Origin of the sequence: Halomonas sp. ATBC28, from assembly GCF_005937175.1 — a bacterium.
GTDB lineage: Bacteria > Pseudomonadota > Gammaproteobacteria > Pseudomonadales > Halomonadaceae > Vreelandella > Vreelandella titanicae.
The window spans coordinates 140,908-165,408 of sequence record NZ_VCQL01000012.1 but is presented as its reverse complement, the minus strand read 5'-3'; the positions used below and the strand labels follow the sequence as shown (position 1 = coordinate 165,408).

The window sequence follows — 24,501 nt, the reverse complement described above, 5'->3', positions numbered from 1 at the left end:
GGCGATATCAACCTATACGGTTGCATTGGGGGCAATATTAGAACGGGAATCGAGCAGAATCGAACTCCGCCAATCCGTATCAAAAGAGGTAAGTTAGCTTGTTATAGGGTGAGGTTTTATTGATTATCTAGTCACCCATAATAGTGATGCATCTATAAACGTTATTGGTTTGAAGTCGCCTGCGTATGCAAGGGCTATGGGTCACTCAGCTTTTACGATCCTTGTTTAGAGCCACTAGCAGCACGAGTAACATGGCTACTATGGGGAGGCTGCTCAAACCGAAGATGACGCGGTTGGATGTATTCTCGGCGATTAGTCCGGCTGCCATAGCCCCCATGGCTGGTAGGCCTCGAAAGATCATTGTATAGAGTGAGAGCACTTTTCCTCTCACCGACTCTGGCACCTGTGTCTGCAGAACAACTTGCGTACACACACCATTGGCCAGGATGGCTCCTGACAAACAGGCGAGGGTTAATAATCCTGCCCATAGCACATGACTAATCAGGAATAATCCGCATGCCAATACTGCTGATAGTCCGAAGCCTATGGCCAGTGAGAGAGGAGAGCCTTTTGTTAGTAAGAAGGAGGTCATCAACCCACCGCCTATCGCACCGAGCCCTTGAGCTGATGTCATCAAAGAGAAGGCCTTTGCTCTTGCTGCTTCTCCAATAACGACCTGACCGGCAAAAGCCGGTAATAATTCGAAAATAGGCCTATAACATAGCGCTAGAAGGGCGAAGAACAGCAGCAAGAGCTTGTGATGTCCAGTCAGTGCATGTATTACCGCTGACCATGTTGAGTGGCTGAGTTTGCCTTCCGTCGACCCTTCCAGTCCCTCAGACCCTCGCCTTTGGTTAGTATTTTCTGATTGGGAAAGCCGCGCTAGTATCAGTGCAAAGAGCAAATAGCTAATTGTGTTAAATAAGAAGACCGACCAAAGTGCTTCCAGCGTTAGCGCCATGCCGGCGGCGGCTGGACCTAACATCCGCGCAAGGTTAAACACCATGGAGTTGATCGTTATCGCTCCAGGCACATCTTCTTTAGGGACGATGCTACCGACAACGACCATACGCGTTGGATGATCGAATCCGTTCAGGATGCCAGTTAATCCAGCCACGATTAGCAACATTGTCGGGCTGACAAGCTCGGCCATTATGGCAATCAGCATAATGCAAGGCGGCGCTATTGAGAGAAGCTGCAGCCACAGGGCTAGGCGAATTTTGTCTTGTCTATCGACCAATGTGCCTGCAAAGGGAGCCACGACCATTGATGGCAGCAGGTCCGCCATTGCCATTAGCCCTAGCATGAAGCTCGACTGTGTCATCTCCCAGGCGAGCCATAGCAGCACCACACGTTGCGCCCAGGTGCCAACAGCCGAAGCCGCGTTACCCGCCAAGTACGCGCGAAGCCGAGCGTTTGCCAGCGGGGCGGCGGCTTTGGGCAGGTGCAAACTCAGCCTCGCAGGAGGCTGCAGCCCGTCATTTCCAAAGCCTTATCGACCCAGGTGCGGTCGTTCTCGCCAGTATGTATGGCGACCATTTGCTTCTCTTCGGAGGCCTGTTTCGCTTGGGCGGCTTTTAGCACTGTCTCGGCATCAGCGTAGGGAACGGCCAGCACGCCATCGGCGTCACCCAGAATTAGGTCGCCCGGCTCGATAACCATCCCGCCAAGGTTGATCGGAGTATTGATCTCACCTGGCCCGTTTTTGTATGGGCCGCGATGCGTGACGCCCACGGCGAAGGTCGGCAGGTTGGTATCGCGAAAGCCGTCCAGGTCGCGCAGCGCACCGTTGAGCACGAAACCCGCAACGCCTTTCTTGACCGCGTAAGCCAGCATTAACTCACCCATCAGGGCATTGGTGGTGTCCCCTCCGGCATCGCAGACGATGACGTCACCGGGCTGGGCCATGTCGATGGCCTTGTGCAGCATCAGGTTATCACCGGGGCGCGTACGAACAGTAAGGGCGACCCCGGCTAAATTGCCAGCGCGATGCATCGGGCGAAGGTCTGGGCCACCGGCGAAGACGCGGGACATGCTATCGCTGACCACCGCTACGGGCAGTACTGCGAACGCCTTAACGAGGTCGTCGTCGACACGGCGCTGGCGCTGAAGAACTCTATTTCCGACTGTCATGGCATTACTCCGTCATGTGACTCAACATTAAAGATGGTGCGTTCAGGCTAGGGTGTTGACCAAGCGGGCTTTCGGTAGGGTTTCTCCAGCGAGGAAGTCCACGATACCGCTTACCGCCAGTTCGCCGACGCGCTTGCCAGCTTCTTTGGTGACGCCTGCGATATGGGGCGTGAGAATGACTCGCTCAGACGCGGCCAGAGCGTTCACGTCCAATGGCGGCTCCTGTTCGAAAGTGTCTAGTCCTGCGCCTGCGATATGCCCACTCTCTAGGGTGGCAAGCAGGGCCGCCTCGTCGATCAGACCACCCCGAGAAGTATTGATGACGTAGCTGTCGGCCGGCATCAGGGCGAGCATCGCGGCGTTAAGCATGTGCGTATTGCTTTCGGTAAGGGGGCAGTGCAGGCTGACGATGTCCGATTGGCGGAGCAGGTCCTCGATGCGTTCGGCGCGGCGTGCGCCCATAGCTTCGATGGCGTCCACCGAGGCATAGGGGTCGTAGACGAGCACGTCGAGACCCATGCCTTTCACCAGCTTCGCTACGGCGGCAGCGATGGCGCCGCCACCCACTAGACCTAAACGCATGCCGGATAATTCTCGACCGAGGAATCCCGCCTTTTCCCAGCGTCCTGCCCGCATGCCTGCATCCAGTGGCAGCAAACGTTTGATCGTCGAGAACATTAGAGCAACCGTGTGTTCCGCAACAGAGACTGCATTGCCACCTGCCGCCCGGATGACTTGGATACCATGTTGGGTTGCTGCATCGATGTCGATATTGTCGACGCCTGCGCCATGCTTGGAGATAACGCGCAGCGATTTCCCTGCTGCGACAGCACCGGCACCAAATTGCCCCATTCGAGACACGACCCCAACCGGGTCGTACTGTTTGAGGAAGTCAGCGAGTACCTCCTCAGATGGATAGGGGGGTGTGTGAACAAGGGTATAGCCAGCGTCTTCGGCCATTTGCTTTGCAGTGGGGGCAAGGTCGGGGCCTGTTATTAGAATCAAAGGTTGTAGTGCCAAATCAGATCCTCCCTGTTGTAACGAGGGCAGCCAGACACTGATCGGCGTAGCATCACAGGCGACTGCTTTCGAATTGATTTTTAGAATACAGGAAGATTTTTTATACAAAAGCGAATAAAATTTGCCTTTATGTTAAGCATTTCTTCATTTAAGGAGGGTTTATGGACACTCGCCAACTACGAACATTCGTAGCGATCGCTGAGCATGGCACATTCGCGCGGGCGGCCTTGATCGTAAATTTGACCCCTTCCGCTGTTAGCCAACAGGTCCATTCGCTTGAGCAGGAACTGGATACCAAGCTGTTCAATCGTGACTCCCGCCCTCCTAGCCTCAACCTCCAGGGGCTGAAAATGCTTGAAACGGCTAAACAGATTCTGGCCTTGGTGGATGAAACGCGTGGCGTTCTGTCCGGGAAGCAGATAACGGGTACGCTCAATATTGGCTCGGTGCGCACCAGTACTATCGGCCTACTGCCACGTGCCATCGTGGCACTGCGACAGGAGTTCCCCGAGCTGAACGTAAACCTACGAGTGGGCATGTCTTCGACGCTGATCAGTGATGTCAACGCCGACCGGCTGGATGTGGCGGTGGTCGCCGAGCACTCCGGCGTGTCGCGCGATCTCTTGTGGTCGCCGTTCATACGCGAGCCGTTAGTGGTGATAGCGCCGCCCGGAACACCGCCGATGCCGGTTCAGCAGTTGCTGGAAACGTTGCCCTTCGTGCGCTTTGGCAGTAACGTGCCGCTGGGCGCAATGATCAACAACGAGCTGGCCCGGCTAGGCATAGCGGTGCAGGACATCGCTGAGATCGACACCGTGCCAGCCATCGTGGAGTGCGTGGCCGCGGGCCTTGGTGCCAGCATCGTGCCAAATGTCGCGGTGCGCGAGAACGGTCGCGACATGCTGACATTGCCGTTCGGTGAGCCCCAAGTCTTCAGACAAATTGGCATGATCCATCGCGCCAGTTCGGCCAAGGCCGAGCTACTGACAGCGTTACACAATAAGCTGGCGGAAGTTGCGGGAGAGTTTGGTGTTTATCGAGAATAGTCGTCATTACGGAAGTCGTAGATACAATATCGCACTTGCCCGAGCCGTCCCCGCTACGCTGATGAAACGTCAACAGGCCCTAGAATATACTGGACGATTCAGTTTCTACGAAAAATCGTCTCGCAACCAACGATCTATACATGCCAAGCAACCATTTCCCTAAAGCTACTGGCGAATTTTCATAGCGTGTAGTGATGTGGAGACTATGCTTTCCCGCCTTGGTCTGATCACGGCCCAGCTTGACGGGTGGTGATCTCACTGCCTCTCGCCGATCGCCATACTTATCACAGCATACGCGCTGTCGATATCCGCCTTCAGCGCTTCTACGGCAGCCTCGGTATCACGGGAGGAGATTGCTACCAAAAGGTCGCGATGCTGGCAATTTGACACGCGATAGTGCCCCGATGACTGCAAAAGGTGGAACTGCGGCGTTATTCTCAACCATAGCGTCGCGATGATATCGAGAAGCAACGGCGATCCCGCATACCGATAGATGGCGAAGTGGAACTTATAGTTTTCATAGATAAATTCCTTAACCCGCCCAGCCTCCTCGGCTTTTTCCATCTCGGCGAGGATTCCGGCCAGCTGATCGATAAAGGCCTCGTCCGCAGCCGCGACCGCCCAACGTAATGCGGTCGTCTCGACCTCGATACGAACCCTACGTAGATCGGCAAGTTCTGCGGGGCCTAGCCGGGGCACGCCGACGGATCGTCCGGAGACCACGGTCAATGCTCCTAGCGCCATTAACTGTGAGATCGCCTCGCGGACTGGCATGGGACTCACATCCAAAGCCTTAGCAATACGCGCCACTGTCACTGACTCCCCAGGCACGAACGCACCCTGGAGAATCAATTCACGTAATTGCTGATGCACTTGTGACTGCAAGGTCTCATGCCTCAGCGGCATCACTCCTTCAAACATTGATTTCAGTCCTTGTTTCTTTACCACAATTATACTCCTGCTGCGTCTAAAGTATACCTTTTAATAATTGATCAAAAATCAAAAACTGCCTATCTTAAAAAAACGGCTCGAAAGAAGCCGCTTAAACAATAGGAGGTCATATGCTGAATTTGAGTTACAAGGGTGCTGTGCGCGCCGCAGCCGTTGCACTTTACGCGGCGGTGCCAACGCTAGGCCATGCGCAAGAGGAGCCCTATGACATTTACCTCTCGATGAGCTACAGCGGCAATGACTGGCAGGCCGAAGCCTCAAACATGATCAAAGCGCTGGCCGCTAGCAGCGACTATGCCGACAAAGCGAATCTGGAGGTGCAAGTTGCCGGCCCCAACACTCAACGCCAGATTCAGCAAATCAACGCAATGGTGCAAGCGGGTGCCGATGCCATCGTGGTTTATCCGATATCACCCACAGCGTTGAATAACGTCGTCAGAAGTGCCTGTTCACGTGGTGTGGCAATCATTGCCTATGATGGCGAGATTACTGAGCCCTGTGCCTACAACGTTACCATCAACCAGTCCGAGGCGGGCCGAAAGACGGCGGAATGGCTGGTCGACCAGCTTGATGGAGAGGGGGACATCATTCTCGTCAAAGGGGTACCTGGCACGTCGGTCGATACCGCCCGAACGCAGGCTGCCAAGGAGGTTTTTGCGCAGCATGATGGTATTAATGTCATTGGCGAGGCCGATGGTATGTGGAGCCAAGCCGTTGCGCGTACGGAGCTTAACAAGCTTATGTCGACCCGCGATTGGTCTGATGTGGATGGTTTGTGGATGCAGGTTGGCTGCTATACCGCCAACGCTATGCAACTCGAGTCCGGGATCGCCCCCGAGGATGTGGCCCCCTGTGCTGGCGAAGGATCAAATGGTGGACGCATTCAGATGCTTCCGTTGGGGACGGAGGTCGATGGTGCAGAGTTACCCTATGCCCCATTCGGGGCCCCTCGCATTTCTTACGCTGCGCCTCCCTATTCCGGAGCGATGGCATTTAAGCTTGCCGTAGATATCCTTGAAGGAAAGGAGGTCGACAAGCGAACCGAACTGCCACTACCACTCATTACGAATGAAACGGTTCAACTGTGCGAGACAGGTAGTTGGGATGAGCAGAAAGCGGGCTGTAATGTCTTCAACCCCAGCTTGGTGTCGAACCCCGGATGGTTCGCCTCGATATTTTCCGAAGAGCTGCCGCAGTTGGGCTTGGACGCAGCCCTTGAAGGGCTGCCGGAAAACTGAGCCCTTCCGAGCTCCGACGGCCAGTGCCGCCGGAGCTTTCGAAATTCCGGGACTCCAAGGAAACACTATGTCCGCAGACCATGAAACTGTGCCTGGGATCGAGGTACAGGGCCTAACCAAGGCCTATGGCCCGACCCTGGCAAACAGCGACGTTACGTTTAAGGTAGCTCCCGGCTCCGCCCATGCATTACTTGGGGAGAACGGTGCTGGCAAGTCCACCACAATGAAATTGCTTTCGGGACTGATAAGGCCCGACAGCGGTGAAATTCGTATTCACGGCCAACTTGTTACCCTTAACAACGCCCGCGACGCCCACGCAAGAGGCATCCAAACCGCCTTTCAAGAATTAACATTGATCCCCGATCTGACGGTGTTAGACAACATGCTGCTGCCGCGAGCGCCTTGGACGCTGTTCGGCACACTGAACCGAACCCGCGTCCGGCATGAGATGTTGCAACATTTCGCGGCACTTGAGCTAGATATCGATCCCGACGCGCTGGCATCGGAGTTGAACCTCGCCACTCGGCAGAAGATTGAGATTGCACGCGCGCTTAGTCGCAACCCTTCGGTATTACTGCTCGACGAACCAACTTCTGCGCTCTCTGGAGAGGATGTTGAATGGCTTGGCCGAATCATAGCTGGTGCGAAAGCACGTGGCATCACTGTGTTGTTTATTTCCCACCGGTTGCCTGAGGTTCGCGCATTCTGTGACACGATGACGATCCTGCGCAACGGCAAATCGGTCTATTCGGCCCGTGTGGATGCGGTGACAGACGACGAGGTGGTTGAGCTGATTATCGGTCGGTCGGTCGAAAATGCTTTCCCGCCGCGCCGTCCGGTGTGTGATCGCAGCGGCGAGACGCCGGTGCTCGCTACGCGTGGATTATCCGCAGGACCGAAGTTGCGGGAGCTTGATTTGTCCCTGCATAAAGGGGAAATCGTGGGCATCGCTGGGCTTCAGGGCATGGGGCAGGAATCACTATTTCCCGCGCTTTTCGGTGAAGAGATAGTAACGGCAGGGCGCATTGAACTGGATGGTAAGACGCTACACCTGCGGTCGGCAGCCGATGCACTGGATCCTTCCGTCGCAATCGGTATGGTGCCTGAAGAGCGCAAGACAGGAGGGCTGTTCCTAAAACTGTCAGGACGTCAAAACGCCACGCTGCCAGCGCTGGGGCGTTTCCATCGTGGCTTGCTGCTAAATGAAGGCGCAGAGGCGCGTGCGGCCGCAGGGGCTTTTGCGGCGGTCGAGGTAGATGAGCGTGCACATTATATGCCAGCTGGAGCGTTCTCCGGCGGCAATCAACAGAAGATAGTAATAGCCAAGTGGCTGGTGGCGCAGAGTCGGATCCTTTTACTCTTCGACCCGACTCGCGGCATCGACGTGGGCACTAAGGAACAACTCTACGCACTATTCCGCGCATTTACCGATGCGGGTGGGGCGGTGCTGTTTCACTCCACTGAGATTCCCGAGCTTGTGCATCTCTGCGACCGGGTGGGTGTGCTCTACGAGGGTCGGCTGGCCTCCTGGCTGGAGGGCGAGACGCTGACGGAAAACGCGATTCTGCAGGAGACTCTGGGTGGGGTAGACCCATTGGCTAAGGCCGCTGTGCGGGAGGCGAGCACATGATTGATCAGGCGAGAAAACAGAGATTTCGCTATCGGTTCGGAGTGCCTGGTGGGAGCTTAAATGGGGTGATGCTCGCTGCGCGCCGTGGACAGGCAGTCATCGTTACCGTCTTAGTCTTTTTGGCACTGATGTGGCTGAATGTGGGGCTATCCCCTTACCCCCTGAACTACTTCGACATTTCCTTTTTGGCGAGCGGCGGCGCAACCACTGCCATCGCCGCTGCGGGGCAGTCGTTAGTGATCCTTTCTGGAGGTTTCGACCTGTCGGCCGGGGCAGTTGTTTCGCTGGTCAACGCCGTGCTGGCGACCTCAATGGATCCTGCACAGGAGGAGGCCTCCGTGCTCCTCTGGACGCTTATAGGCATCGGAATCGGGGCCTGTGTCGGTGCAGTGAATGGGTTCTTTGTAGCGGTAATGCGGCTGCAGCCCATCGTGGTGACGCTCGCGGTAATGTTCATCGTGCAGGGCATCACGCTTCTGGTAATGGCTACCCCGGGCGGTTTCGTGTCGCCCTCGCTGGGCATGGCCTACCTGGGGGATGTGATCCCTGGTCTGCTACCTGCACCGGTGGTGCTGTTGTTGGTAGTGGCCGTGTTGTGGCTCTGGCTGAAGCGCACTTCCTTCGGTGTGACGCTGTATGCCGTGGGAAGCGACTCAGAGGCTGCGGGCACCACCGGGCTACATACTAAGGCGGTGACTTTCGCGACCTATGTTCTCGCGGGTGGTCTCTATGGTCTTGCTGGTGTATTCGTGAGCGCGCAAACCGGGGCGGGCGACCCGCTGGTGGGTAATTCCCTGTTACTGCCAACCTTCGCAGCAGTGGTGATAGGTGGTACTCGATTGGGGGGCGGGAAGGGCGGCATAGTAGGCCCACTCTTTGGTGCTTACGTGCTAATGATCGTTGTCAATCTGCTATTGTCGCTGAACGTCTCAGCCTATTACTCAACCATCGCTGAAAGTGCGGTACTTATGATCGCCGTTCTGATGGGGTCGCTGTCGCGTGATAGCGTGCTGTCGAAGCGACTGCGTGATTTGAAGGCAGGGCTTGGCGCGCGGCGCGCCGGGCAGCTTGCTGTGCAACGCGCGCGAGAGGATAAGCGGTTGACCTTCACCGCACCCGGCGAAGATGTGCCACCTTCAAGTTTTCTGCAGCGACATGGTCCGACGCTACGCCATGTACTGCCGAGCTACATCTGCCTGCTATTAGTGGTAATCGTCACGCAAGTAGTTCTGAGCAATGTCTTCGGTAATCAACGCTACTGGGACTCCCTGCTTGTGCTGTCGAGCTTCCTGGCCATCCTCGCGCTGGGGCAGGGAGCGGTGATCCTCACTGGTGGACTCGACCTGTCGCTACCTTGGTGTATCGCACTCTCGGGTGTGATGCTCACCGGTCTCGTCGGCGGGCAGGATGTTGGCCTCTGGTCCGCGATTCCGATCGTACTTCTCGTAGCCACCGCCATCGGTGTGCTCAACGGGCTAGGTGTGGTCGCTCTAGGCCTCTCCCCCATCGTCGTGACGCTTGCAATGAACGGCTTCCTGCAAGGTGCAGCTCTGATCTGGTCGGATGGCTCGCCTGCCGGCTTCGCACCTCCCTCCCTGCGCTGGCTTATGACCAGTAAGGTAATGGGCTTCACTCCAGTAACCATGTTTATGGTGGTCTTTGTCGCTTTCGCCATTCTGTTGCTTAACCGTACCAAATTCGGTCGTCAGGTCTATGCCGTGGGCAACAGTGAGCTTGCTGCACGCTTGTCGGGCGTGCCCGTCGGACGGGTCATTGTTTCGGTCTACGTGCTCTCAGCGCTTTGTGCGGCGCTGGTGGGGATTCTACTTGCTGGATTCTCGGGGCAAGCAAGCCTTGGCATGGGCGATGACTATCTGCTGCCCTCGATTGCCGTTGTGGTGGTTGGCGGCGCCCTCATCACCGGTGGCCGGGGCCATTACGTAGGGATGTTGGGTGGGGCGCTGCTGCTGACTGCAATGCAGATGTTGTTGGCGGGTACGTCACTGCCAAGCGCCTTCCGAGCGGTGTTCTTCGGATTATTAATCCTGGCGGCGGTGGTCGCAATCAAGGAATGAAGGAGAAGAGACAATGACTAATATGAAATTGCCAGGCCTAAACGGTTTGCGTGTGGCCGTTACCGCTGGGGCCGGAGGAATCGGCTTCTGCATCGCACGGGGGCTGGTACAGCAAGGAGCCCGAGTCGCTATCTGTGACGTGGATAAGATGGCGCTCGACGCCGCGGCAGAAGAGCTGGGTGTCGAGGTCGCCACCGTTGCCGATGTTTCTGACGAAGCACAGGTCGCGGATTTCTTCGCTGCAATCAGGACGAAGCTCGGCGGTCTCGACGCGCTAGTGAATAACGCGGGGATCTCCGGGCCGACTGGCGGTGTCGAGGAGATACCTCTTGCCGACTGGAAGCGCTGCATCGATATCTGTCTGACCGGTCAGTTCCTGTGCTCGCGACACGCAGTGCCCATGCTTAAGGCCGCCGGTGGCGGCGCCATCGTCAACATCTCCTCGTCAGCGGGGAAGTTCGGATATGCTTACCGCACCCCCTATTCCTCAGCCAAATGGGGTGTCATCGGCTTCACACAATCCTTGGCCAAAGAACTGGGACCGTCGAACATCCGTGCCAACGCAATCCTACCTGGGATCATCGAAGGGCCACGTATGGAGAACGTGATTACTGCCCGTGCTGAGCAGACTGGCGTTAGCTACGAGCATATGAGAGCGGAGTACCTTGGCCGCATTTCGCTGCGCCGAATGACCCCACCAGAGGATGTGGCGGACATGGCAGCCTATTTGATCTCGGAGGCTGGGAGGAACCTTTCGGGCCAGAGTTTTCCCGTCGATGGCAACGTGGAGGCACTGTGATGTTAGCTCCTGTCGCTTGTATCGGCTCCGGCCTGATTGGACGGTCCTGGGCGATAGTCTTCGCCCGAGCGGGCCACGAAGTTCGTTTATGGGACGCCAAGCCCGAGGCATCCGAGGCCGCTCGCGCCTTTTGTGCCGAGGTACTACCCGAGTTGGAACAACTTGGGCTCATCGACTGCACCGCCACCGATGCCTTGGCGCGTATCCACACAGCCAGCACGTTAGAAGAGGCTCTTGATGGCGCCATTCATGTACAGGAAAGCACCTTCGAGAATCTCGCAATGAAACGGGAAATCTTTGCGTGGCTTGATGCGGTGGCTGCACCGGAGACAGTGCTAGCCTCCTCCACCTCGGCGCTGCTTCCCTCGGCCATTTCCGAGGGGCTAGAGGGCCGCGCCCGTGTCATGGTGAATCATCCAATCAACCCATCCTACCTCGTGCCGGCGGCCGAGCTGGTACCAGCGCCTTGGACCGACAAATCGCTAATGAACCGCACGGCGGAAATGCTGCGGGCCGCCGGTATGCATCCCATCGTAATGACTAAAGAGGTTGATGGTTTCGTTATGAATAGGATGCAAGGCGCGCTTTTGCATGAGGCGTTCCGACTTGTCGCAGGCGGCTACGCAAGTGCTGAAGACGTCGATATCGGAATCCGGGAAGGTCTTGCGCTGCGTTGGTCTTTCATGGGGCCCTTCGAGACTATCGATCTTAACGCTCCCGGCGGTGTGCGCGACTATGTCGGCCGTTACGCCGGGGTCTATGAAAACTTAGCTGGCCAGCCCGCAGTCGACTGGCAGGGTAAAGTGTTGGACCAGATCGAGGCGGATCGCCGTGTGGCGCTGCCGCAGGAGAAACTTTCCGAGCGCCAAGCTTGGCGTGACCACCGGCTGATGGCGCTGGCCGACCACAAGCGGCGTGCCGCGAACGAGATTGGAGACTAACTCATGCCCAACAAGGTTATTATTACTTGCGCCGTGACGGGCGCAATCCATACCCCGACCATGTCGGAACATCTGCCCATTACACCTGATGAGATCGCTGAGGCAGCAATCTCTGCAGCAGAGGCGGGCGCGTCGATACTTCACCTCCACGCCCGTGACCCTAAAACGGGCAAACCCGATCAGTCCGCTGAAGCATTCAGGCCATTTCTTGGGCGGATCAAACAATCTACCAATGCGATTGTGAACATCACCACGGGCGGCTCACCCTATATGACCGTGCAGGAACGAGTGCAGCCAGCCGCGCAATGGCAGCCTGAGGTTGCCTCGTTGAACATGGGGTCAATGAATTTTGGTTTCTTCCCACTGCTCGCAAAGTATAAGGAATTTAAGTACGAATGGGAGCGAGATCACCTTGAAGGTTCGCGAGACTTGGTCTTTCGTAACTCGTTCAAGGATATCGAATACGTGCTCGAAACCTGCTATGGCAATGGCACACGGTTTGAATTCGAATGCTACGACATTTCGCATCTCTATAACCTCGCGCATTTCGCTGACCGAGGCTTGGTGAAGCCACCTTTTTTCGTGCAGTCGGTGTTCGGTCTTCTGGGCGGAATCGGCACACATCCCGAGGATGTGATGCACATGAAGCGCACCGCCGATCGTCTGTTTGGTAGTGATTACCGCTGGTCCGTACTTGGAGCGGGTAAAGATCAGTTCCGTATCGCCACGCAGGCAGTTGCGATGGGTGGAAATATCCGCGTGGGGCTGGAGGATTCGATCTGGATCTCCCGCAGCAAACTCGCGGAGTCTAATGCCCAGCAGGTAGTAAAGGCGCGAAGCATCGTCGAGGGGCTAGGCCTGGAAATTGCGACGCCCGATGAAGCGCGAGAGATGCTCTCGCTCAAGGGTGACGATGCGGTGAATTTTTGAGGAGGAGGAGGAGGAAATATGCAAATTGACATATTGCTGGACGTCAAGACTACCCTGGGCGAGGGGCCGGTCTGGGATGTGGAGCAACAGCGACTCTATTTTATCGACTCAATGGACGGTCGGGTATTTCGCTGCGCCGCTGACGGAACAGATCTGAGAGCTTGGGACGTACCGGGCAAGATCGGCTCGATGGCGCTTCGCAAGAATGGTGAGGGGGCTATACTTTCACTCGATAAAGGATTCTGGCTCCTGGATTTCAAAAGCGGCCACTGCGAGCTGTTGCATGATCCTGAGTCCAATCTGGTGGATACCCGCATCAACGATGGAAAATGTGACCGGATGGGGCGCTTCTTTGCCGGGTCGATGGATATGATGGAAGAAGGTCCGAAGGGGGCACTCTACCGCGTTGACCCGGACATGACCGTGACCAAGATCGAGGATGGAATCATTTGTTCCAATGGACCCTGCTTCAGTCCCGACGACAAGACCTTTTACTTTACCGACACCTGGACCGGCGAAGTCTGGGCCTATGACTATGACATCACCACGGGCGAGATTTCTAATCGGCGAACCTTCGCCAAGGTTGATACGTTAAATGGCGGAGCTGCGGACGGAGCAACGGTGGACTCCGAAGGTTACTACTGGATGGCATTGGTCTATGACGGGCGGATCTGTAGGTTTGCGCCCGACGGCACACTAGACCGAGAAATCGAGATGCCGGTAAAAAAAGTGACGAGTGTGCAGTTCGGCGGACCCGATCTAGACGTGCTCTACGTTACCTCTATGGCTAAGCCGCCGCTACCTCGCTTCCCGAGCGACGGCGTGCAGCGCGGCAGTCTCTTCGCCATTACTGGGTTGGGCGTGACGGGTGTGCCCGAGCCCCGCTTCGGCGGCTGATTCAGGGATACCGGCCAATTATACTGGCGGGATTCTGCTCGGTCGCGGATCATGTCTGATTACTTACGTTTTGAGTCAGTACAAGATGAGCCGACTGGGCTCTAAATACACCCTTTGCCACCAGATCCGCCCCTCGAGGGGCGGATCTATTTCGGTTTGAACTAACCTCTGTCCGACACTGATCTGGAGGCGCCACTAGCCACCTACATGCATGGAAAGAAGCCAGTATGCGTCGGACACCTTCCAGAAGCTGCTAACGCAACATGGTTATCGGTGCAACATGAGTCGTAAGGGAAATTGCGGGGATAATGCCCCATCAAAGGTGAGTATTAATATCTTGTCATGATGCTCAATATTTACAGCCGCAAAATCATCGGCTGGGAAGTCTTCCACGCGGAATCGGCACATAACTCCCGCACGGTTCTGGAACGTGCAGTGCTGGCCGAGAAGGTCGTCGATCAACCCTTGGTACTTCATGCCGATAATGGCAGTCCGTTTAAGGGGGCCACGTTACTAGAGAAACTACATGAGCTAGGCATCGCCCCCTCGTTCAGTCGCCCACGGGTCAGCAACGATAACCCCTACTCGGAGTCGCTGTTCCGTACGTACAAGTATCGTCCCTGTTATCCCACGAATGGCTTCGCCCATGTTGATGCCGCACGGGAGTGGGTAGCTGGCTTCGTTCAGTGGTACAACCACGAGCACCGCCATAGCGGAATCCGTCTCGTCCCCCCCCCCCACGCAACACCAATCCAGCGCGATGGAGCGGCCACACCCTTAACTGGACGCCAGTGAAGACAGTATCACTTAACCCAGAAAGGGAGCTGAGTGTTACGGTAAACGAACCAGAAAAGAAGGCTGCATACATATAGTCAGAGACGACAACTTACTTGACGATTATCGCCGATATGGCGACGCTATTTCACCTCGACAGGGCGCTGCTCAATACTCACCCGATTGGGATCTTGCCTAACCCCGCCCGCCACGCCAGCGTGGTACCAATGAGAACACCAATGGACTGATTAGGCAGTATTTTCCTAAAGGTACTGACTTCCGAAAAGTGACCAATGCCGAGCTACGAAGTGTCGTCAATAAGCTAAACGATAGACTAAGAAAGCGACCGGGATAGCGAACCCCAGCCCAGGTGTTCTTGTGTGAATACTAAGGAGCACTAGAAACCGCAGGCGCTGCACTTATTAGTTGAATTCAGGGTTGATGCCTATCATGATGAACTAACAGCACTAATGACTGAACAAGGTATTGATTCGGAAGATATCGATATCGCAAGAGATAGCAGTAATAGGCACTCAATTGTGCTCAAAACCCCATTTTTTGGCGGCCCTGATGACAGTCAAATAACCGCTTTAAGAGAAGCTTTGCAAGCTATCATCGAAACTAAAGATACAGCCTTGGAAGTAAAATTTACTCTTCGCTTCGATCAAACGAGTGATATATCTCCAAGTGAGAGAGAAGAAATTGAGGCGTTAGAACAGGAATATACCGTTGCGTTAGAAGTGGAAGAACACGTGATTCTGGTAGATTACGGTATCCAAGACGGGCTGAGAACCGCTTTTTCACAAGATGGAACGATACATAGCGACGCTAGATGCAGTATGGCCATGACGGTCGAGCCGGCGCTCCCATTCCGGAAGTTAACGATACGCAGTAAGTCTGAAGAAGCGTTTGAGCATATATTCGTTAAAAAACTAAATACCAGCAATAGTTTAAGGGAGACTCCAGTAGAAATTACGACCGGCAATCAAAAACTGCTGGAAGCTTTAGAAAGCAATGAGGTAGCTATGCTCGTCAATATACGAGAGGAGTATATCAATCCCATAAGACAACATTTTGAAGGAAGGGATGATAGCCAACAGTTAGAGCTGGATCTCGGATCAATGGGCACGATACGTCATGAGTATGGAGCCGTAAATAGATCCCAAATGTGGGGGCTAGAAGAGAAGTGCACCAATATAGCTGTCACTTATGGTCGACCGTTCACCTAAGTACGGGGAATCATTAGACAGGTTGGAGTCGGTTAGCTTCAACTAGAATAGCCGCTCTTTTCTGCATGCCGCTGAATAGCGTGCCCCATATCCCCTAGCCTGAAGCGCTCATATGTTTCAGGGCTCTAGCAATAAATTCATTCCTTTTGAGAATGGCCCGCCTCATTCATGAGGGTGTCGATTGAGAGTTTTTGAGCCAGGGGTTGTCAGCTTCGGTTTGCCGCAGCCGTATCGATGGCGTGATGGTATATTGATCAATACCCCAGGTGCAGCGCTTATCTCTGCTATTTATAACGTTCAGGCAGAGGCTGTTCAGGTGGCCGCCCACCATGTCGTTAGTCTCTGCAAACGACGCGACCAGCGGCGAGTAGGTGTGGGCACCGTAATGACCATGAAAGGCCATCCACTATCCAAGGAGGGGGTTGCACTCAGAGCCTGCATCCGCCCTGTGGCCAACTGGCGCGTCCCATACCCAGTGATCAAAATTGAGCTTTCCTTTTCTCAATGGCTATATTAAAGCTATAATGCGTAAGATATATGTTTAAGGGTTACCTTAAATTTTAAAAATATAGGAATTTAGACTATGGCGTCGGTACTGAGTAACTATCTCAAAAAAGAACAGATGTTAAAGCAGCTGCAGGAAGAACTGCAAGCGCTGGAAAACAACAGTGAGCTAAAAGCAGAGCTTGAATTCAAAGAAAGACTACAAGCACTTATGACTGAGCACGGAAAATTAGCGCGCGACGTATGTGAAATGCTTGACCCATCTTACCGCTCTAAACCAGCAAAAGCTGGAAAGGTAAGCACCAGCAGCACAGATGGGCGTAAAAAACGTCCCTTGAAGGTATACAAGAACCCACACACTGGTGAGGTAGTAGAAACCCGTGGCGGGAATCACAAAGTTATCCAGGAGTGGAAGGCTGAATTTGGTAATGAAGAAGTGGTCAGTTGGGTTGTGAAAGAAATCGCGCAATAAGACTAATTTTTATTAGTGGTGACAACGCCAGCTTGGCAAAGTTACCCTTTAAAACGCTCACTGAGCCCGCTCAGTGAGCGAAAAATTATTTAAGCGATGTGCTGGGAAAGAAAAGTAACGAGTAAGTCCATCAGCCATTCGTTAATTTCGCGACAGGTCTTCCCTGAGGATAGGTACTTCTACTCTACTAAGGCCGCCCAATCTCCATGCCTCGACTGAGTTGCTACCCTCTGGCACGTTGAACGACCCCCAAATCACTCGAAACGTGGTTGCGTACACAGACCCGTCTCCCATGACGATGTTTGCATCAATGTGAAATCGACGCTTTTGCTCTTGCATTAATGCATCATCAAAATCAGATGTCGTTTCAATATCTGCTATACCGTTATCTCTGCATGCTGTATGGAAGGCAGAGAATTTTTCCTCATAATATAGATCGGGTTCAATTTTCCGCTGGTGCATTGAAAGATGTCTTTCTTTATCACCCTCGCAGATCGCTTGAACAGCGGCTTCGACCATACCGGTTGCTGTCTCGCTGTACACCTCATCCGCCAAAGCCGAGGAAGATAGCAGCAGAGAAAGAGCCGTGGCGGTCGAACGAGAGATTAAATAGCTGTTTTTTAACATTCCCATTTCCCTTTATTTTTTAGCTCCGCTCAACTAGAAGCCGAGCATAAGCGTAGGGCGACTGATGACCACATAGGCTATAGAGGTTTTCCTCTGCTGCCCGATAGAGTGCTCTAAAGCAATTCATGTCATGTGGGTGCAGGCCTATGGGCACCTACCCCAGCAAGCAACCACAATACCCCAGTTCCGTGCCGTGATTCGGACGGCGCCTTCTAATATTAGTGGTAGTGAGCGGGCTCGCAAATTTAACTTTACTAATGCAGTGATTCTCCTCGGTGGTGCTGGGGGATGTAGATGCTAAGCCTCACACGGGTTGTAATCTGATAGCTACCCTATCGCAGTAGTATAAAGCCGTAATGGCTGTTCGTAGGTTCTTGTGCTTTGATCAGGTCTGATCAATAGATTTTGTATTTGACCGTACCGCTGAAGTACGAGGGATAAAGAACTTAACCGTTGTCGACGACGATACCCATGAAGCATGGCCATCGTGCCCGAGCATGCTATGGGCTGTCATTAACGCAGATTCTGGATCAACTGGCTGTGTAGCGTGGGCCATCTAGCACCATTCGTACAGATGATGGAAAGGAATTCTGTGGGCGCGCTATGTTGACGTGGGCTCATCAGCGTGACGTTGCACTGTTTTTAATTGAGTCTGGAAAAATCAATCATAACGCCCACATAGCATCGTTCAACGGGCGGTTTCGAGATGAATGTCTGAACGAGCGTTGGTTCACCAGCCCTCATCACGCCAAGGTCGTCATCGATACTAATTGCTGCTAAGACGCTTCCAGAAAGTATCAGCAGTTGCATCATGATTACCTAGCCATCTCACCAAAATTATCTCTAAATGATTCGAGGGCATATCGGGGTATAGTCTAACCAACCGGCCTTCCTCGACTAGAGGAGCTATCATGTTATGTGGCATACAGGCGATGCCCATCCCTAACGAAACCATAGGCTTGAGCGCTTCTGATACAGTAGCTTCGAAGGTTCTTTTTAGGCGATTTGGTTCAGGATGCCGAGCTACTTGAGGTCGCGATAATTCATGTAATTGAGCCGATCTGGCATAAGTGAGCCAAGGAATAGTGCCATGAGACTGTTGGCACAATTTGGCCATCTCCGGTGTGCCTACCCAATAAAGCTCTTCTGTTCCTAGCGAGAGCACTTCAAAGTCATCGCGCTGAAAATACCGCTCCGATTCAGTGTCACGGTAGAACAGAATAAAGTCGCTGCGCCCAGACACAAGTGACATGTAATAATTCTCGGTACTTTTATGCCCTGTATCGATCCGTGTAAATAATGGTTCGTCTAGAGTGGAGTACTGGGATATCCATTGTGGAAAGAAGTTGCAGGCAAGCGTATGCAACGATGCAAAGGTCAAAGGGTGGTCAAGTACTCTTACACTCTGTTCGCATTCTTGAGAAAGCCGTACTAACTCAGACGCAGTAGGCGTGAGCGCTTTACCAGATGGGGTCAGGCGAATAGGTGTGACACGTCGATCAAAAAGCTGTGTGGCTAGGTGATTTTCCAGCAACTGAATTCTGCGACTTAAAGTCGATTGTGAACATTGCCTTAAGCTTGCAGCAGCTGTGAACTTGCCCGTTTCAGCAAGTGCTAGAAAATCTTGGTACCAAGTAATGTCCATGTCGTCTCCAGATAGACCTTAGGGATAGCAGTCTCTGTTTGTAAGCCATATGCGGAAGTTCAATAAAATTGCTAACCAATATTACTTGAGAACTGCACTGGAACTGGTAGCTAGTGTGCCAGATTAGCGGGCATCTTTAATATTAGGCTATCCGTATATTAGATACTGGGTGCAAGAATGGCGATCAGTCAGCACTCGCGACCGATTCTTAGGGGGAGTAGAGTTATTGAGAAGAAACAAAGCAATATCAATAATAAGTCAGATTAAAATCTTGACGAAACAAGGATAAAGATATGAAAAAACCACTCTTATTGAAAAAATGCGCAGTCTACAGTGTTCTAAGTGTTGGTATCTCCATGATGGGCAGCGTTCAAGCAAGTCTGCTCGAAGATGTGAAATCCCGCGACACACTGCGCTGTGGTGTCAGCAGCGATAAGGCAGGTTTCTCTCATCTAACAGATGACGGTGAATGGGGTGGGATGGATGTCGATCTCTGTCGCAGCGTGGCCGCAGCGGTACTCGGTGATGCCAGTAAGGTCGATTTCGTGATCACTACGGCGAAAAACCGATTTACTGCACTCGCCTCAGGAGAGGTGGATGTGCTGGCTCGCGCTACTACCTGGACAGCTTCGCGTGACGCCAACCTCGGGGTTGATTTCACAACACCTTGGTTTTATGACGGCCAAGGTGTAATGACGCATGCCGACTTCGGTGTTAGCACTATCGAAGAGCTCGATGGGGCTGTCTTCTGCCTTTCTCCCGGCACTACCTCCGAGCAAAATCTTGAGGATTACTTTGGTCGTCGCGACATGAGTTATAGCTCTGTGGTGATCGAGAAGAGCACTGAATTGTATAACGCCTTTCAGCATGGCCGCTGTGATGCCATCACCAACGATATGAGTGGCCTTGCGTCAAGGCGAACACAGTTTGCTGATCCAGATGCCTTTACCCTTCTACCCGAAACCATCTCAAAGGAGCCTTTGGGTGCTTATGTCCCTCAGGGTGATGCTCAATGGCGCGATATTGTTACCTGGGCAGCCTTCGCATTGATGAATGCTGAAGAGCTCGACGTGACGTCAGAGAATGTCGAAGAAATGCGCAATAATTCTGACAACCCCAACGTTGCGCGGCTGCTTGGCAGCGATGGTCATATTGGAGAGAAGTTCGGGCTGGATGATGCATGGGCATACCAGGCCATCAAACAGGTCGGGAACTATGAAGAGATCTTCAATCGCAATGTCGGTCCCGATACTCCACTGAATTTCGAGCGCGGGCTTAATCGTCTGTGGAGCGATGATGGCATCCTCTACGCTGCTCCCGTTCGATAACTCTGTGCCTACTTAGTAGGCATTGACTGACTGGGGCGTTCGAACAATAAGGCTATCAGGCCGCCCTTGTCTTGCCTCTCATGTCTCAACTGCTATTTCGTCATCACACGGCCTAACAACAGGTAACACTTATGTGGACCAAGATTGTTCATAACGCCCGCGTACTCAGCGCATTACAGCAGTGTATTGTGTTAGCCGTTGTTGCTGTTGCTTTCTATGTGCTGATCACTAATGCCAGTGCGAATATTGATGCTTTAGGCATCGCCTCGGGATTCGGTTTTCTTCAAGAGCGGGCTGGCTATGCGATTAGCTTCCAACTGATTGACTATAGCCCGAATGATACCTATTTGCGTGCTTATGCAGTAGGGCTTCTCAACACATTACTTGTTTCAGTATTGAGTATTGTTTTCGCGACGATTATTGGTGTCTTCCTTGGTGTATGCCGCGTTTCTGAAAATTGGCTGCTTGGGCGTCTTAGTCACCTAGCAGTTGAGTTCCTCAGAAACGTGCCACTCATTGTGCATTTGATTTGGTGGTACGGGCTTATGCTGGCCCTCCCTAATGTTCGCCAAGCGATCTCTTTTCAGGATGGTGCCTTTCTTAGCAACCGTGGGTTGACCGTTGCATGGGCATCCGATGGTTCTTTAGTCGGCTGGGGAGTCGTGTCTATCATCGGAGGCGCTGTCCTCGGTTACGCACTGATTGCACGTTATCGAGCAGGTTTACAATGGAAGGGATTTGGCCCTCCAGTGTGGCCAGCGATATTGGCCGGTGCCATCGCAGTTCCGATACTCGTATACCTCTTTACTGGTAGTTCCTGGCAATGGGATGTGCCGGTTTCGCGAGGTTTTGGCTTTGCAGGTGGGGTCAACTTACCACCCGAGCTACTGGCTCTTTGGTTAGCGCTCTCCTTTTATAGCGCGAGCTATATTGCCGAGATCGTGCGGGGCTCGATTCAGTCTGTTTCACGCGGCCAGTACGAAGCAGCCAGCGCCTTAGGCTTCTCTGAAATGCCTACCATGCTGCGTCTGATCGTACCCCAAGCAATTTACCCAATGGTTCCCCAAGTCACCAGCACCTATCTCAATATCATTAAGAATTCTTCTTTGGGCGTGGTCGTAGGCTACATGGAGTTAGTGTCTGCCACGGGAGGCACAACGCTTAACCAAACTGGCCAGGCGATCGAATGCATTGCCTTAGTGATGGCTACCTACTGCGCTATTAGCCTCATTACATCGCTGCTGATGAATATTTACAACTACCGCATCAGCCTGCGCACCCACGGTTAAGGAGCGATGATGACCGTATCAGCTACACAAAGTCATAGCGGTGTACAAGTACCACCTCACCATCCTTTGGGGCATCAAGTGACTCGATGGATCAAGACGCAACTCTTCCCTACTCCATTTCAGTCTTGTTTGAGCCTGATCACATTGGCGCTATTGGTATGGTTCACTCCGCTCGCACTGGATTGGTTGCTGTTCTCCGCTACCTTTGTTGGCGACAGCAAGGCCGATTGTGTCGGTGGCGGAGCCTGCTGGCTACCAGTGACACAACGTATCGAGCTATTTGTCTATGGGTTTTATCCTGATACCGAAATTTGGCGCGTCAATATCGCGTTCGGTCTAGCAGCGGCAATCTTGCCTTTGCTGTATATCAAGCAAATTGATCGCCGCTGGGTGTTGGGATACCTAATCGTTCTTCCGTTTTTGATGTGGTGGCTTCTAAAGGGTGGTATTGGCCTGCCCGAGGTCTCCTCAACGAAATTTGCAGGGATTCTGGTTACCGTATTTCTTGGCGTAATCGGCATGCTATTCGCTCTGCCGATGGGGATTCTGCTTGCCCTCGGTCGACGCTCTAATAAGCCGGTGATCAAACTACTTTCAGTACTTTATATCGAGCTCGTGCGCTCGGTACCGGTGATCACGCTGCTGTTTATGGCGTCGCTCATGATCCAACTGCTATTCCCCGAAGGGATGACCATCGACATTTTCCTGCGCGTGCTGATCGTGTTGATTATGTTCACTGCGGCCTATATGGCAGAAACCATTCGTGGCGGCCTGCAGGGCATGCCAAGTGGGCAATATGAAGCCGCAAAAGCCCTGGGTTTTTCCTATTGGAAAACGATGGGGCTGATCATTCTGCCGCAGGTCTTACGTAACACCATACCTCCATTGCTTACCCAGTTCATTGGTCTCTTCAAAGAAACCACCCTCGTCGTGGTGGTCGGCGTGCTTGATGTCGTCGGTATCGCGATGAGTACCACAGCAGCTCCTGAATGGCTCGGACTCGAGCATGAGGTCTACCTCTTCCTAGCCTTATTCTTTTTTACGATCTGCTTCACGTTGTCTCGCTACGCGCGACATTTGGAAAAACAAATGGAAAAGAGTCGCTCATGAGTACTGCATCCCAATTCAGCAGCACAGTATCAGCTAACCACGACACTACTGCGATTAGCATCGACAATCTCAACAAGTGGTATGGCGACTTCCACGCGCTAAAAAACATCTCTCTCAAGGTAACCAGTGGCGAGCGTATTGTGGTTTGTGGGCCTTCGGGGTCTGGAAAATCAACGTTGATTCGCTGCGTCAATCAGTTGGAACGGCATCAGCAAGGGTCTCTGACCGTGCTAGGAGAAACGCTGGATGAAAACCGTAAGCGCCTGCAACGGATCCGGCGCAACGTCGGGATGTGTTTTCAGCATTTCAATCTTTTTCCCCACTTGAGCGTACTCAAGAATTGTACGCTGCCTCAAACTGCGAATTTGAGGGTTCCCCAGGCGGAGGCGATTGAGTATGCGCTGTCTCTTCTGGATCGTGTTCAGATGCGAGAGCACGCCAATAAATATCCTGGCCAACTCTCAGGTGGCCAGCAGCAGCGTATCGCTATAGCTCGAGCATTGTGTATGCGGCCAAAAATAATGCTCTTTGACGAACCTACTTCGGCACTAGATCCCGAAATGATTGCTGAAGTACTGGAGGTAATGGTGGATCTTGCCAATGATGGCATGACCATGCTGTGCGTCACTCATGAAATGGGGTTCGCGCGGCGCGTCGCCGACCGTGTTGTCTTTATGGATCAGGGCGAAATCGTTGAAGAAGCTCCACCGCAGCAGTTCTTTGATACCCCTCAGTCAGCCCGTACCAAGCGATTCCTGACACAGATTCTCGACCATGGAGTAACTGCTGCATGAATAAGCCCCCTATCGCCATTGCGATTCACGGTGGCGCCGGTGTGCTAACCCCCGGCTTGTTGTCGCCTCAGGATGAGGACGCGATTCATGAGGCCTTGCGCCAAGCTATTGATGCTGGCCACCGGATACTGGCAGCAGGTGGCACCAGTCTGGATGCAGTTGAGGCCTGTGTCGTGTCGCTGGAAGAGTGTTCCTGGTTCAACGCAGGTAAAGGTGCTGTGTTCACTGCAGACGGCATTCATGAAATGGATGCTGCTATAATGAACGGAGCTGATCGGAGTGCAGGTGCCATTGCGGGTGCTCATTATGTCCGTAATCCGATCCGTGGAGCTCGTGCTGTTATGGAGCACAGTGATCATGTCATGTTGGCTGGAGAAGGCGCCGATCGTTTCTTGCGTGAGCAGAATCAGCCTCAAGTAGCCAATGATTGGTTTGATACCGAGCTACGCCGTCGTCAATGGCAGGGCAACCGCTCTAGCTCAACAGCCCCCAGTCTCGAACCAAGCCACGCTGATCACCATATTGAAGAAACTGCGGTAAATGATAACTCGGGACATAAATTTGGCACCGTAGGGGCTGTTGCTCTTGATAGCCATGGTCATGTCGCAGCCGCCACATCGACCGGCGGCATCACTAATAAACGTTACTCACGTATAGGCGACACGCCGATTATTGGCGCGGGCACTTGGGCAGACGACCGTAGTGCAGCGATATCGGCGACAGGGCACGGTGAATACTTCATGCGTGCTGTAGTAGGGCATGACATAGCCGCCCGCATGCGCTTTGCTGGCCGCGATCTTCATAGGGCCTGTGACGAAGTCGTCCATCAGGAGCTAAAAACGTTAGGAGGACAGGGTGGCGTTATCGCCGTGTCACCGAATGGAAAAACCCAGTTGAGCTTCAATACACCTGGCATGTATCGGGCGTGGAGGGATGATTACGGTCAGCTTCACACTGCGATTTATGCAGAAGACGACCGAGTGCATGGCTAATCGGATATTAAGGGAAAAAGAGGTTGGGAAGCCAATGGCTTCCTACCATCTTGGCTATAATCTGGAACTCAATCAAT

General features: G+C 53.4%; 23 protein-coding genes and 2 pseudogenes. 18 read left to right on the top strand and 7 right to left on the bottom strand.

Annotated elements, in window-relative coordinates; translation table 11 throughout:
- Positions 1–205: 205 nt before the first annotated feature.
- Genes E0L35_RS15210 through E0L35_RS15200 form a run of 3 tightly spaced genes read right to left on the bottom strand, consistent with a single transcriptional unit; the run spans position 206 to position 3,153 of the window.
- Positions 206–1,450: an MFS transporter gene (locus tag E0L35_RS15210; protein WP_283241541.1), complete on the bottom strand. Its 1,245-nt coding sequence runs from the start codon at positions 1,448–1,450 to the stop codon at positions 206–208.
- Positions 1,451–1,452: 2 nt separating this feature from the next.
- A complete protein-coding gene (locus E0L35_RS15205; protein WP_138800734.1) occupies positions 1,453–2,133 on the bottom strand; it encodes an RraA family protein in 681 nt (226 codons plus the stop codon).
- A 42-nt stretch (positions 2,134–2,175) separates the two neighbouring features.
- Positions 2,176–3,153, bottom strand: a complete 978-nt coding sequence (locus E0L35_RS15200) for a hydroxyacid dehydrogenase (protein WP_249362147.1) — start codon at positions 3,151–3,153, stop codon at positions 2,176–2,178.
- Between the two features lie 161 nt (positions 3,154–3,314).
- Between E0L35_RS15200 and E0L35_RS15195 the strand changes: the two genes are divergently transcribed.
- Positions 3,315–4,199 carry a LysR family transcriptional regulator gene (locus E0L35_RS15195; RefSeq protein ID WP_041157235.1) on the top strand — a complete coding sequence of 295 codons (885 nt, stop codon included), beginning with the start codon at positions 3,315–3,317 and terminating at the stop codon, positions 4,197–4,199.
- Positions 4,200–4,454: 255 nt separating this feature from the next.
- On the opposite strand, the gene E0L35_RS15190 is transcribed toward E0L35_RS15195, so the two are convergent.
- A complete protein-coding gene (locus E0L35_RS15190) occupies positions 4,455–5,147 on the bottom strand; it encodes a GntR family transcriptional regulator (protein WP_212751690.1) in 693 nt (230 codons plus the stop codon).
- 113 nt (positions 5,148–5,260) lie between these two features.
- Between E0L35_RS15190 and E0L35_RS15185 the strand changes: the two genes are divergently transcribed.
- The 10 genes and pseudogenes from E0L35_RS15185 (at position 5,261) to E0L35_RS15145 (ending at position 15,663) form a co-directional block, all read left to right on the top strand.
- Entirely contained in the window at positions 5,261–6,388 is a 1,128-nt protein-coding gene (locus E0L35_RS15185; protein WP_138800733.1) for a sugar ABC transporter substrate-binding protein, read from the top strand.
- A gap of 67 nt (positions 6,389–6,455) precedes the next feature.
- Positions 6,456–8,018 (top strand): sugar ABC transporter ATP-binding protein, encoded by a 1,563-nt coding sequence (locus E0L35_RS15180; RefSeq protein ID WP_138800732.1) that lies wholly within the window; start codon positions 6,456–6,458, stop codon positions 8,016–8,018.
- Positions 8,015–10,093 (top strand): ABC transporter permease, encoded by a 2,079-nt coding sequence (locus tag E0L35_RS15175; protein WP_212751689.1) that lies wholly within the window; start codon positions 8,015–8,017, stop codon positions 10,091–10,093. The genes E0L35_RS15180 and E0L35_RS15175 overlap by 4 nt, the downstream gene beginning before the upstream one ends.
- Positions 10,094–10,106: 13 nt before the next feature.
- On the top strand, positions 10,107–10,892 hold the full coding sequence (locus tag E0L35_RS15170) for an SDR family oxidoreductase (protein ID WP_138800731.1): 786 nt from the start codon (positions 10,107–10,109) through the stop codon (positions 10,890–10,892).
- A complete protein-coding gene (locus E0L35_RS15165) occupies positions 10,892–11,833 on the top strand; it encodes a 3-hydroxyacyl-CoA dehydrogenase (RefSeq protein ID WP_138800730.1) in 942 nt (313 codons plus the stop codon). The genes E0L35_RS15170 and E0L35_RS15165 overlap by 1 nt, the downstream gene beginning before the upstream one ends.
- Before the next feature lie 3 nt (positions 11,834–11,836).
- Positions 11,837–12,763 carry a 3-keto-5-aminohexanoate cleavage protein gene (locus E0L35_RS15160; protein ID WP_138800729.1) on the top strand — a complete coding sequence of 309 codons (927 nt, stop codon included), beginning with the start codon at positions 11,837–11,839 and terminating at the stop codon, positions 12,761–12,763.
- Positions 12,764–12,781: 18 nt separating this feature from the next.
- On the top strand, positions 12,782–13,660 hold the full coding sequence (locus E0L35_RS15155) for an SMP-30/gluconolactonase/LRE family protein (protein ID WP_138800728.1): 879 nt from the start codon (positions 12,782–12,784) through the stop codon (positions 13,658–13,660).
- A 345-nt stretch (positions 13,661–14,005) separates the two neighbouring features.
- On the top strand, positions 14,006–14,455 hold the full coding sequence (locus tag E0L35_RS15150) for an integrase core domain-containing protein (protein WP_171051161.1): 450 nt from the start codon (positions 14,006–14,008) through the stop codon (positions 14,453–14,455).
- Between the two features lie 187 nt (positions 14,456–14,642).
- Positions 14,643–14,789: pseudogene (locus E0L35_RS26675) on the top strand (IS30 family transposase); the annotation flags it as partial.
- Between the two features lie 115 nt (positions 14,790–14,904).
- A complete protein-coding gene (locus E0L35_RS15145; protein ID WP_138800726.1) occupies positions 14,905–15,663 on the top strand; it encodes a hypothetical protein in 759 nt (252 codons plus the stop codon).
- A gap of 166 nt (positions 15,664–15,829) precedes the next feature.
- Here the strand turns inward: E0L35_RS15145 and E0L35_RS15140 are convergent, their stop codons facing one another.
- Complete coding sequence (locus tag E0L35_RS15140; RefSeq protein WP_138800725.1) at positions 15,830–16,066, bottom strand: hypothetical protein; 237 nt, start codon at positions 16,064–16,066, stop codon at positions 15,830–15,832.
- 180 nt (positions 16,067–16,246) lie between these two features.
- Here E0L35_RS15140 and E0L35_RS15135 point away from each other — a divergent pair, with 180 nt between their 5' ends.
- The gene (locus E0L35_RS15135) at positions 16,247–16,639 is read left to right on the top strand and encodes a histone-like nucleoid-structuring protein, MvaT/MvaU family (protein WP_027958395.1); all 393 of its coding nucleotides are present in this window, start codon (positions 16,247–16,249) and stop codon (positions 16,637–16,639) included.
- Between the two features lie 141 nt (positions 16,640–16,780).
- On the opposite strand, the gene E0L35_RS15130 is transcribed toward E0L35_RS15135, so the two are convergent.
- Positions 16,781–17,266: a hypothetical protein gene (locus E0L35_RS15130; protein ID WP_022521385.1), complete on the bottom strand. Its 486-nt coding sequence runs from the start codon at positions 17,264–17,266 to the stop codon at positions 16,781–16,783.
- Positions 17,267–17,649: 383 nt separating this feature from the next.
- Here E0L35_RS15130 and E0L35_RS26670 point away from each other — a divergent pair.
- A pseudogene (locus E0L35_RS26670) lies at positions 17,650–18,034 on the top strand (integrase core domain-containing protein); the annotation flags it as partial.
- Here E0L35_RS26670 and E0L35_RS15120 read toward each other — a convergent pair.
- A complete protein-coding gene (locus tag E0L35_RS15120; protein ID WP_081742569.1) occupies positions 18,033–18,911 on the bottom strand; it encodes a LysR family transcriptional regulator in 879 nt (292 codons plus the stop codon). The pseudogene E0L35_RS26670 and the gene E0L35_RS15120 sit on opposite strands and share 2 nt — an antisense overlap.
- Positions 18,912–19,204: 293 nt before the next feature.
- On the opposite strand from E0L35_RS15120, the gene E0L35_RS15115 reads away from it, so the two are divergent.
- From E0L35_RS15115 to E0L35_RS15095, 5 genes are all read left to right on the top strand, one after another.
- Positions 19,205–20,239, top strand: coding sequence for an amino acid ABC transporter substrate-binding protein (locus E0L35_RS15115; protein WP_138800724.1), 1,035 nt, complete (start codon positions 19,205–19,207; stop codon positions 20,237–20,239).
- Between the two features lie 131 nt (positions 20,240–20,370).
- Positions 20,371–21,528 carry an ABC transporter permease subunit gene (locus E0L35_RS15110; RefSeq protein WP_027958393.1) on the top strand — a complete coding sequence of 386 codons (1,158 nt, stop codon included), beginning with the start codon at positions 20,371–20,373 and terminating at the stop codon, positions 21,526–21,528.
- Between the two features lie 9 nt (positions 21,529–21,537).
- Positions 21,538–22,638 carry an amino acid ABC transporter permease gene (locus E0L35_RS15105; protein WP_223828073.1) on the top strand — a complete coding sequence of 367 codons (1,101 nt, stop codon included), beginning with the start codon at positions 21,538–21,540 and terminating at the stop codon, positions 22,636–22,638.
- A complete protein-coding gene (locus E0L35_RS15100) occupies positions 22,635–23,432 on the top strand; it encodes an amino acid ABC transporter ATP-binding protein (protein WP_027958391.1) in 798 nt (265 codons plus the stop codon). Before E0L35_RS15105 ends, E0L35_RS15100 begins: the two co-directional genes overlap by 4 nt.
- On the top strand, positions 23,429–24,424 hold the full coding sequence (locus E0L35_RS15095) for an isoaspartyl peptidase/L-asparaginase (protein WP_138800722.1): 996 nt from the start codon (positions 23,429–23,431) through the stop codon (positions 24,422–24,424). Before E0L35_RS15100 ends, E0L35_RS15095 begins: the two co-directional genes overlap by 4 nt.
- Positions 24,425–24,501: the final 77 nt, after the last annotated feature.

Coding starts and splice junctions, on each gene's coding strand:
- E0L35_RS15205 (WP_138800734.1), bottom strand. CDS start 2,133: ATGACAGTCGGAAATAGAGTTCTTCAGCGCCAGCGCCGTGTCGACGAC.
- E0L35_RS15195 (WP_041157235.1), top strand. CDS start 3,315: ATGGACACTCGCCAACTACGAACATTCGTAGCGATCGCTGAGCATGGC.
- E0L35_RS15185 (WP_138800733.1), top strand. CDS start 5,261: ATGCTGAATTTGAGTTACAAGGGTGCTGTGCGCGCCGCAGCCGTTGCA.
- E0L35_RS15180 (WP_138800732.1), top strand. CDS start 6,456: ATGTCCGCAGACCATGAAACTGTGCCTGGGATCGAGGTACAGGGCCTA.
- E0L35_RS15175 (WP_212751689.1), top strand. CDS start 8,015: ATGATTGATCAGGCGAGAAAACAGAGATTTCGCTATCGGTTCGGAGTG.
- E0L35_RS15170 (WP_138800731.1), top strand. CDS start 10,107: ATGACTAATATGAAATTGCCAGGCCTAAACGGTTTGCGTGTGGCCGTT.
- E0L35_RS15165 (WP_138800730.1), top strand. CDS start 10,892: ATGTTAGCTCCTGTCGCTTGTATCGGCTCCGGCCTGATTGGACGGTCC.
- E0L35_RS15160 (WP_138800729.1), top strand. CDS start 11,837: ATGCCCAACAAGGTTATTATTACTTGCGCCGTGACGGGCGCAATCCAT.
- E0L35_RS15155 (WP_138800728.1), top strand. CDS start 12,782: ATGCAAATTGACATATTGCTGGACGTCAAGACTACCCTGGGCGAGGGG.
- E0L35_RS15150 (WP_171051161.1), top strand. CDS start 14,006: ATGCTCAATATTTACAGCCGCAAAATCATCGGCTGGGAAGTCTTCCAC.
- E0L35_RS15145 (WP_138800726.1), top strand. CDS start 14,905: ATGACTGAACAAGGTATTGATTCGGAAGATATCGATATCGCAAGAGAT.
- E0L35_RS15140 (WP_138800725.1), bottom strand. CDS start 16,066: ATGGCCTTTCATGGTCATTACGGTGCCCACACCTACTCGCCGCTGGTC.
- E0L35_RS15135 (WP_027958395.1), top strand. CDS start 16,247: ATGGCGTCGGTACTGAGTAACTATCTCAAAAAAGAACAGATGTTAAAG.
- E0L35_RS15130 (WP_022521385.1), bottom strand. CDS start 17,266: ATGTTAAAAAACAGCTATTTAATCTCTCGTTCGACCGCCACGGCTCTT.
- E0L35_RS15120 (WP_081742569.1), bottom strand. CDS start 18,911: ATGGACATTACTTGGTACCAAGATTTTCTAGCACTTGCTGAAACGGGC.
- E0L35_RS15115 (WP_138800724.1), top strand. CDS start 19,205: ATGAAAAAACCACTCTTATTGAAAAAATGCGCAGTCTACAGTGTTCTA.
- E0L35_RS15110 (WP_027958393.1), top strand. CDS start 20,371: ATGTGGACCAAGATTGTTCATAACGCCCGCGTACTCAGCGCATTACAG.
- E0L35_RS15105 (WP_223828073.1), top strand. CDS start 21,538: ATGACCGTATCAGCTACACAAAGTCATAGCGGTGTACAAGTACCACCT.
- E0L35_RS15100 (WP_027958391.1), top strand. CDS start 22,635: ATGAGTACTGCATCCCAATTCAGCAGCACAGTATCAGCTAACCACGAC.
- E0L35_RS15095 (WP_138800722.1), top strand. CDS start 23,429: ATGAATAAGCCCCCTATCGCCATTGCGATTCACGGTGGCGCCGGTGTG.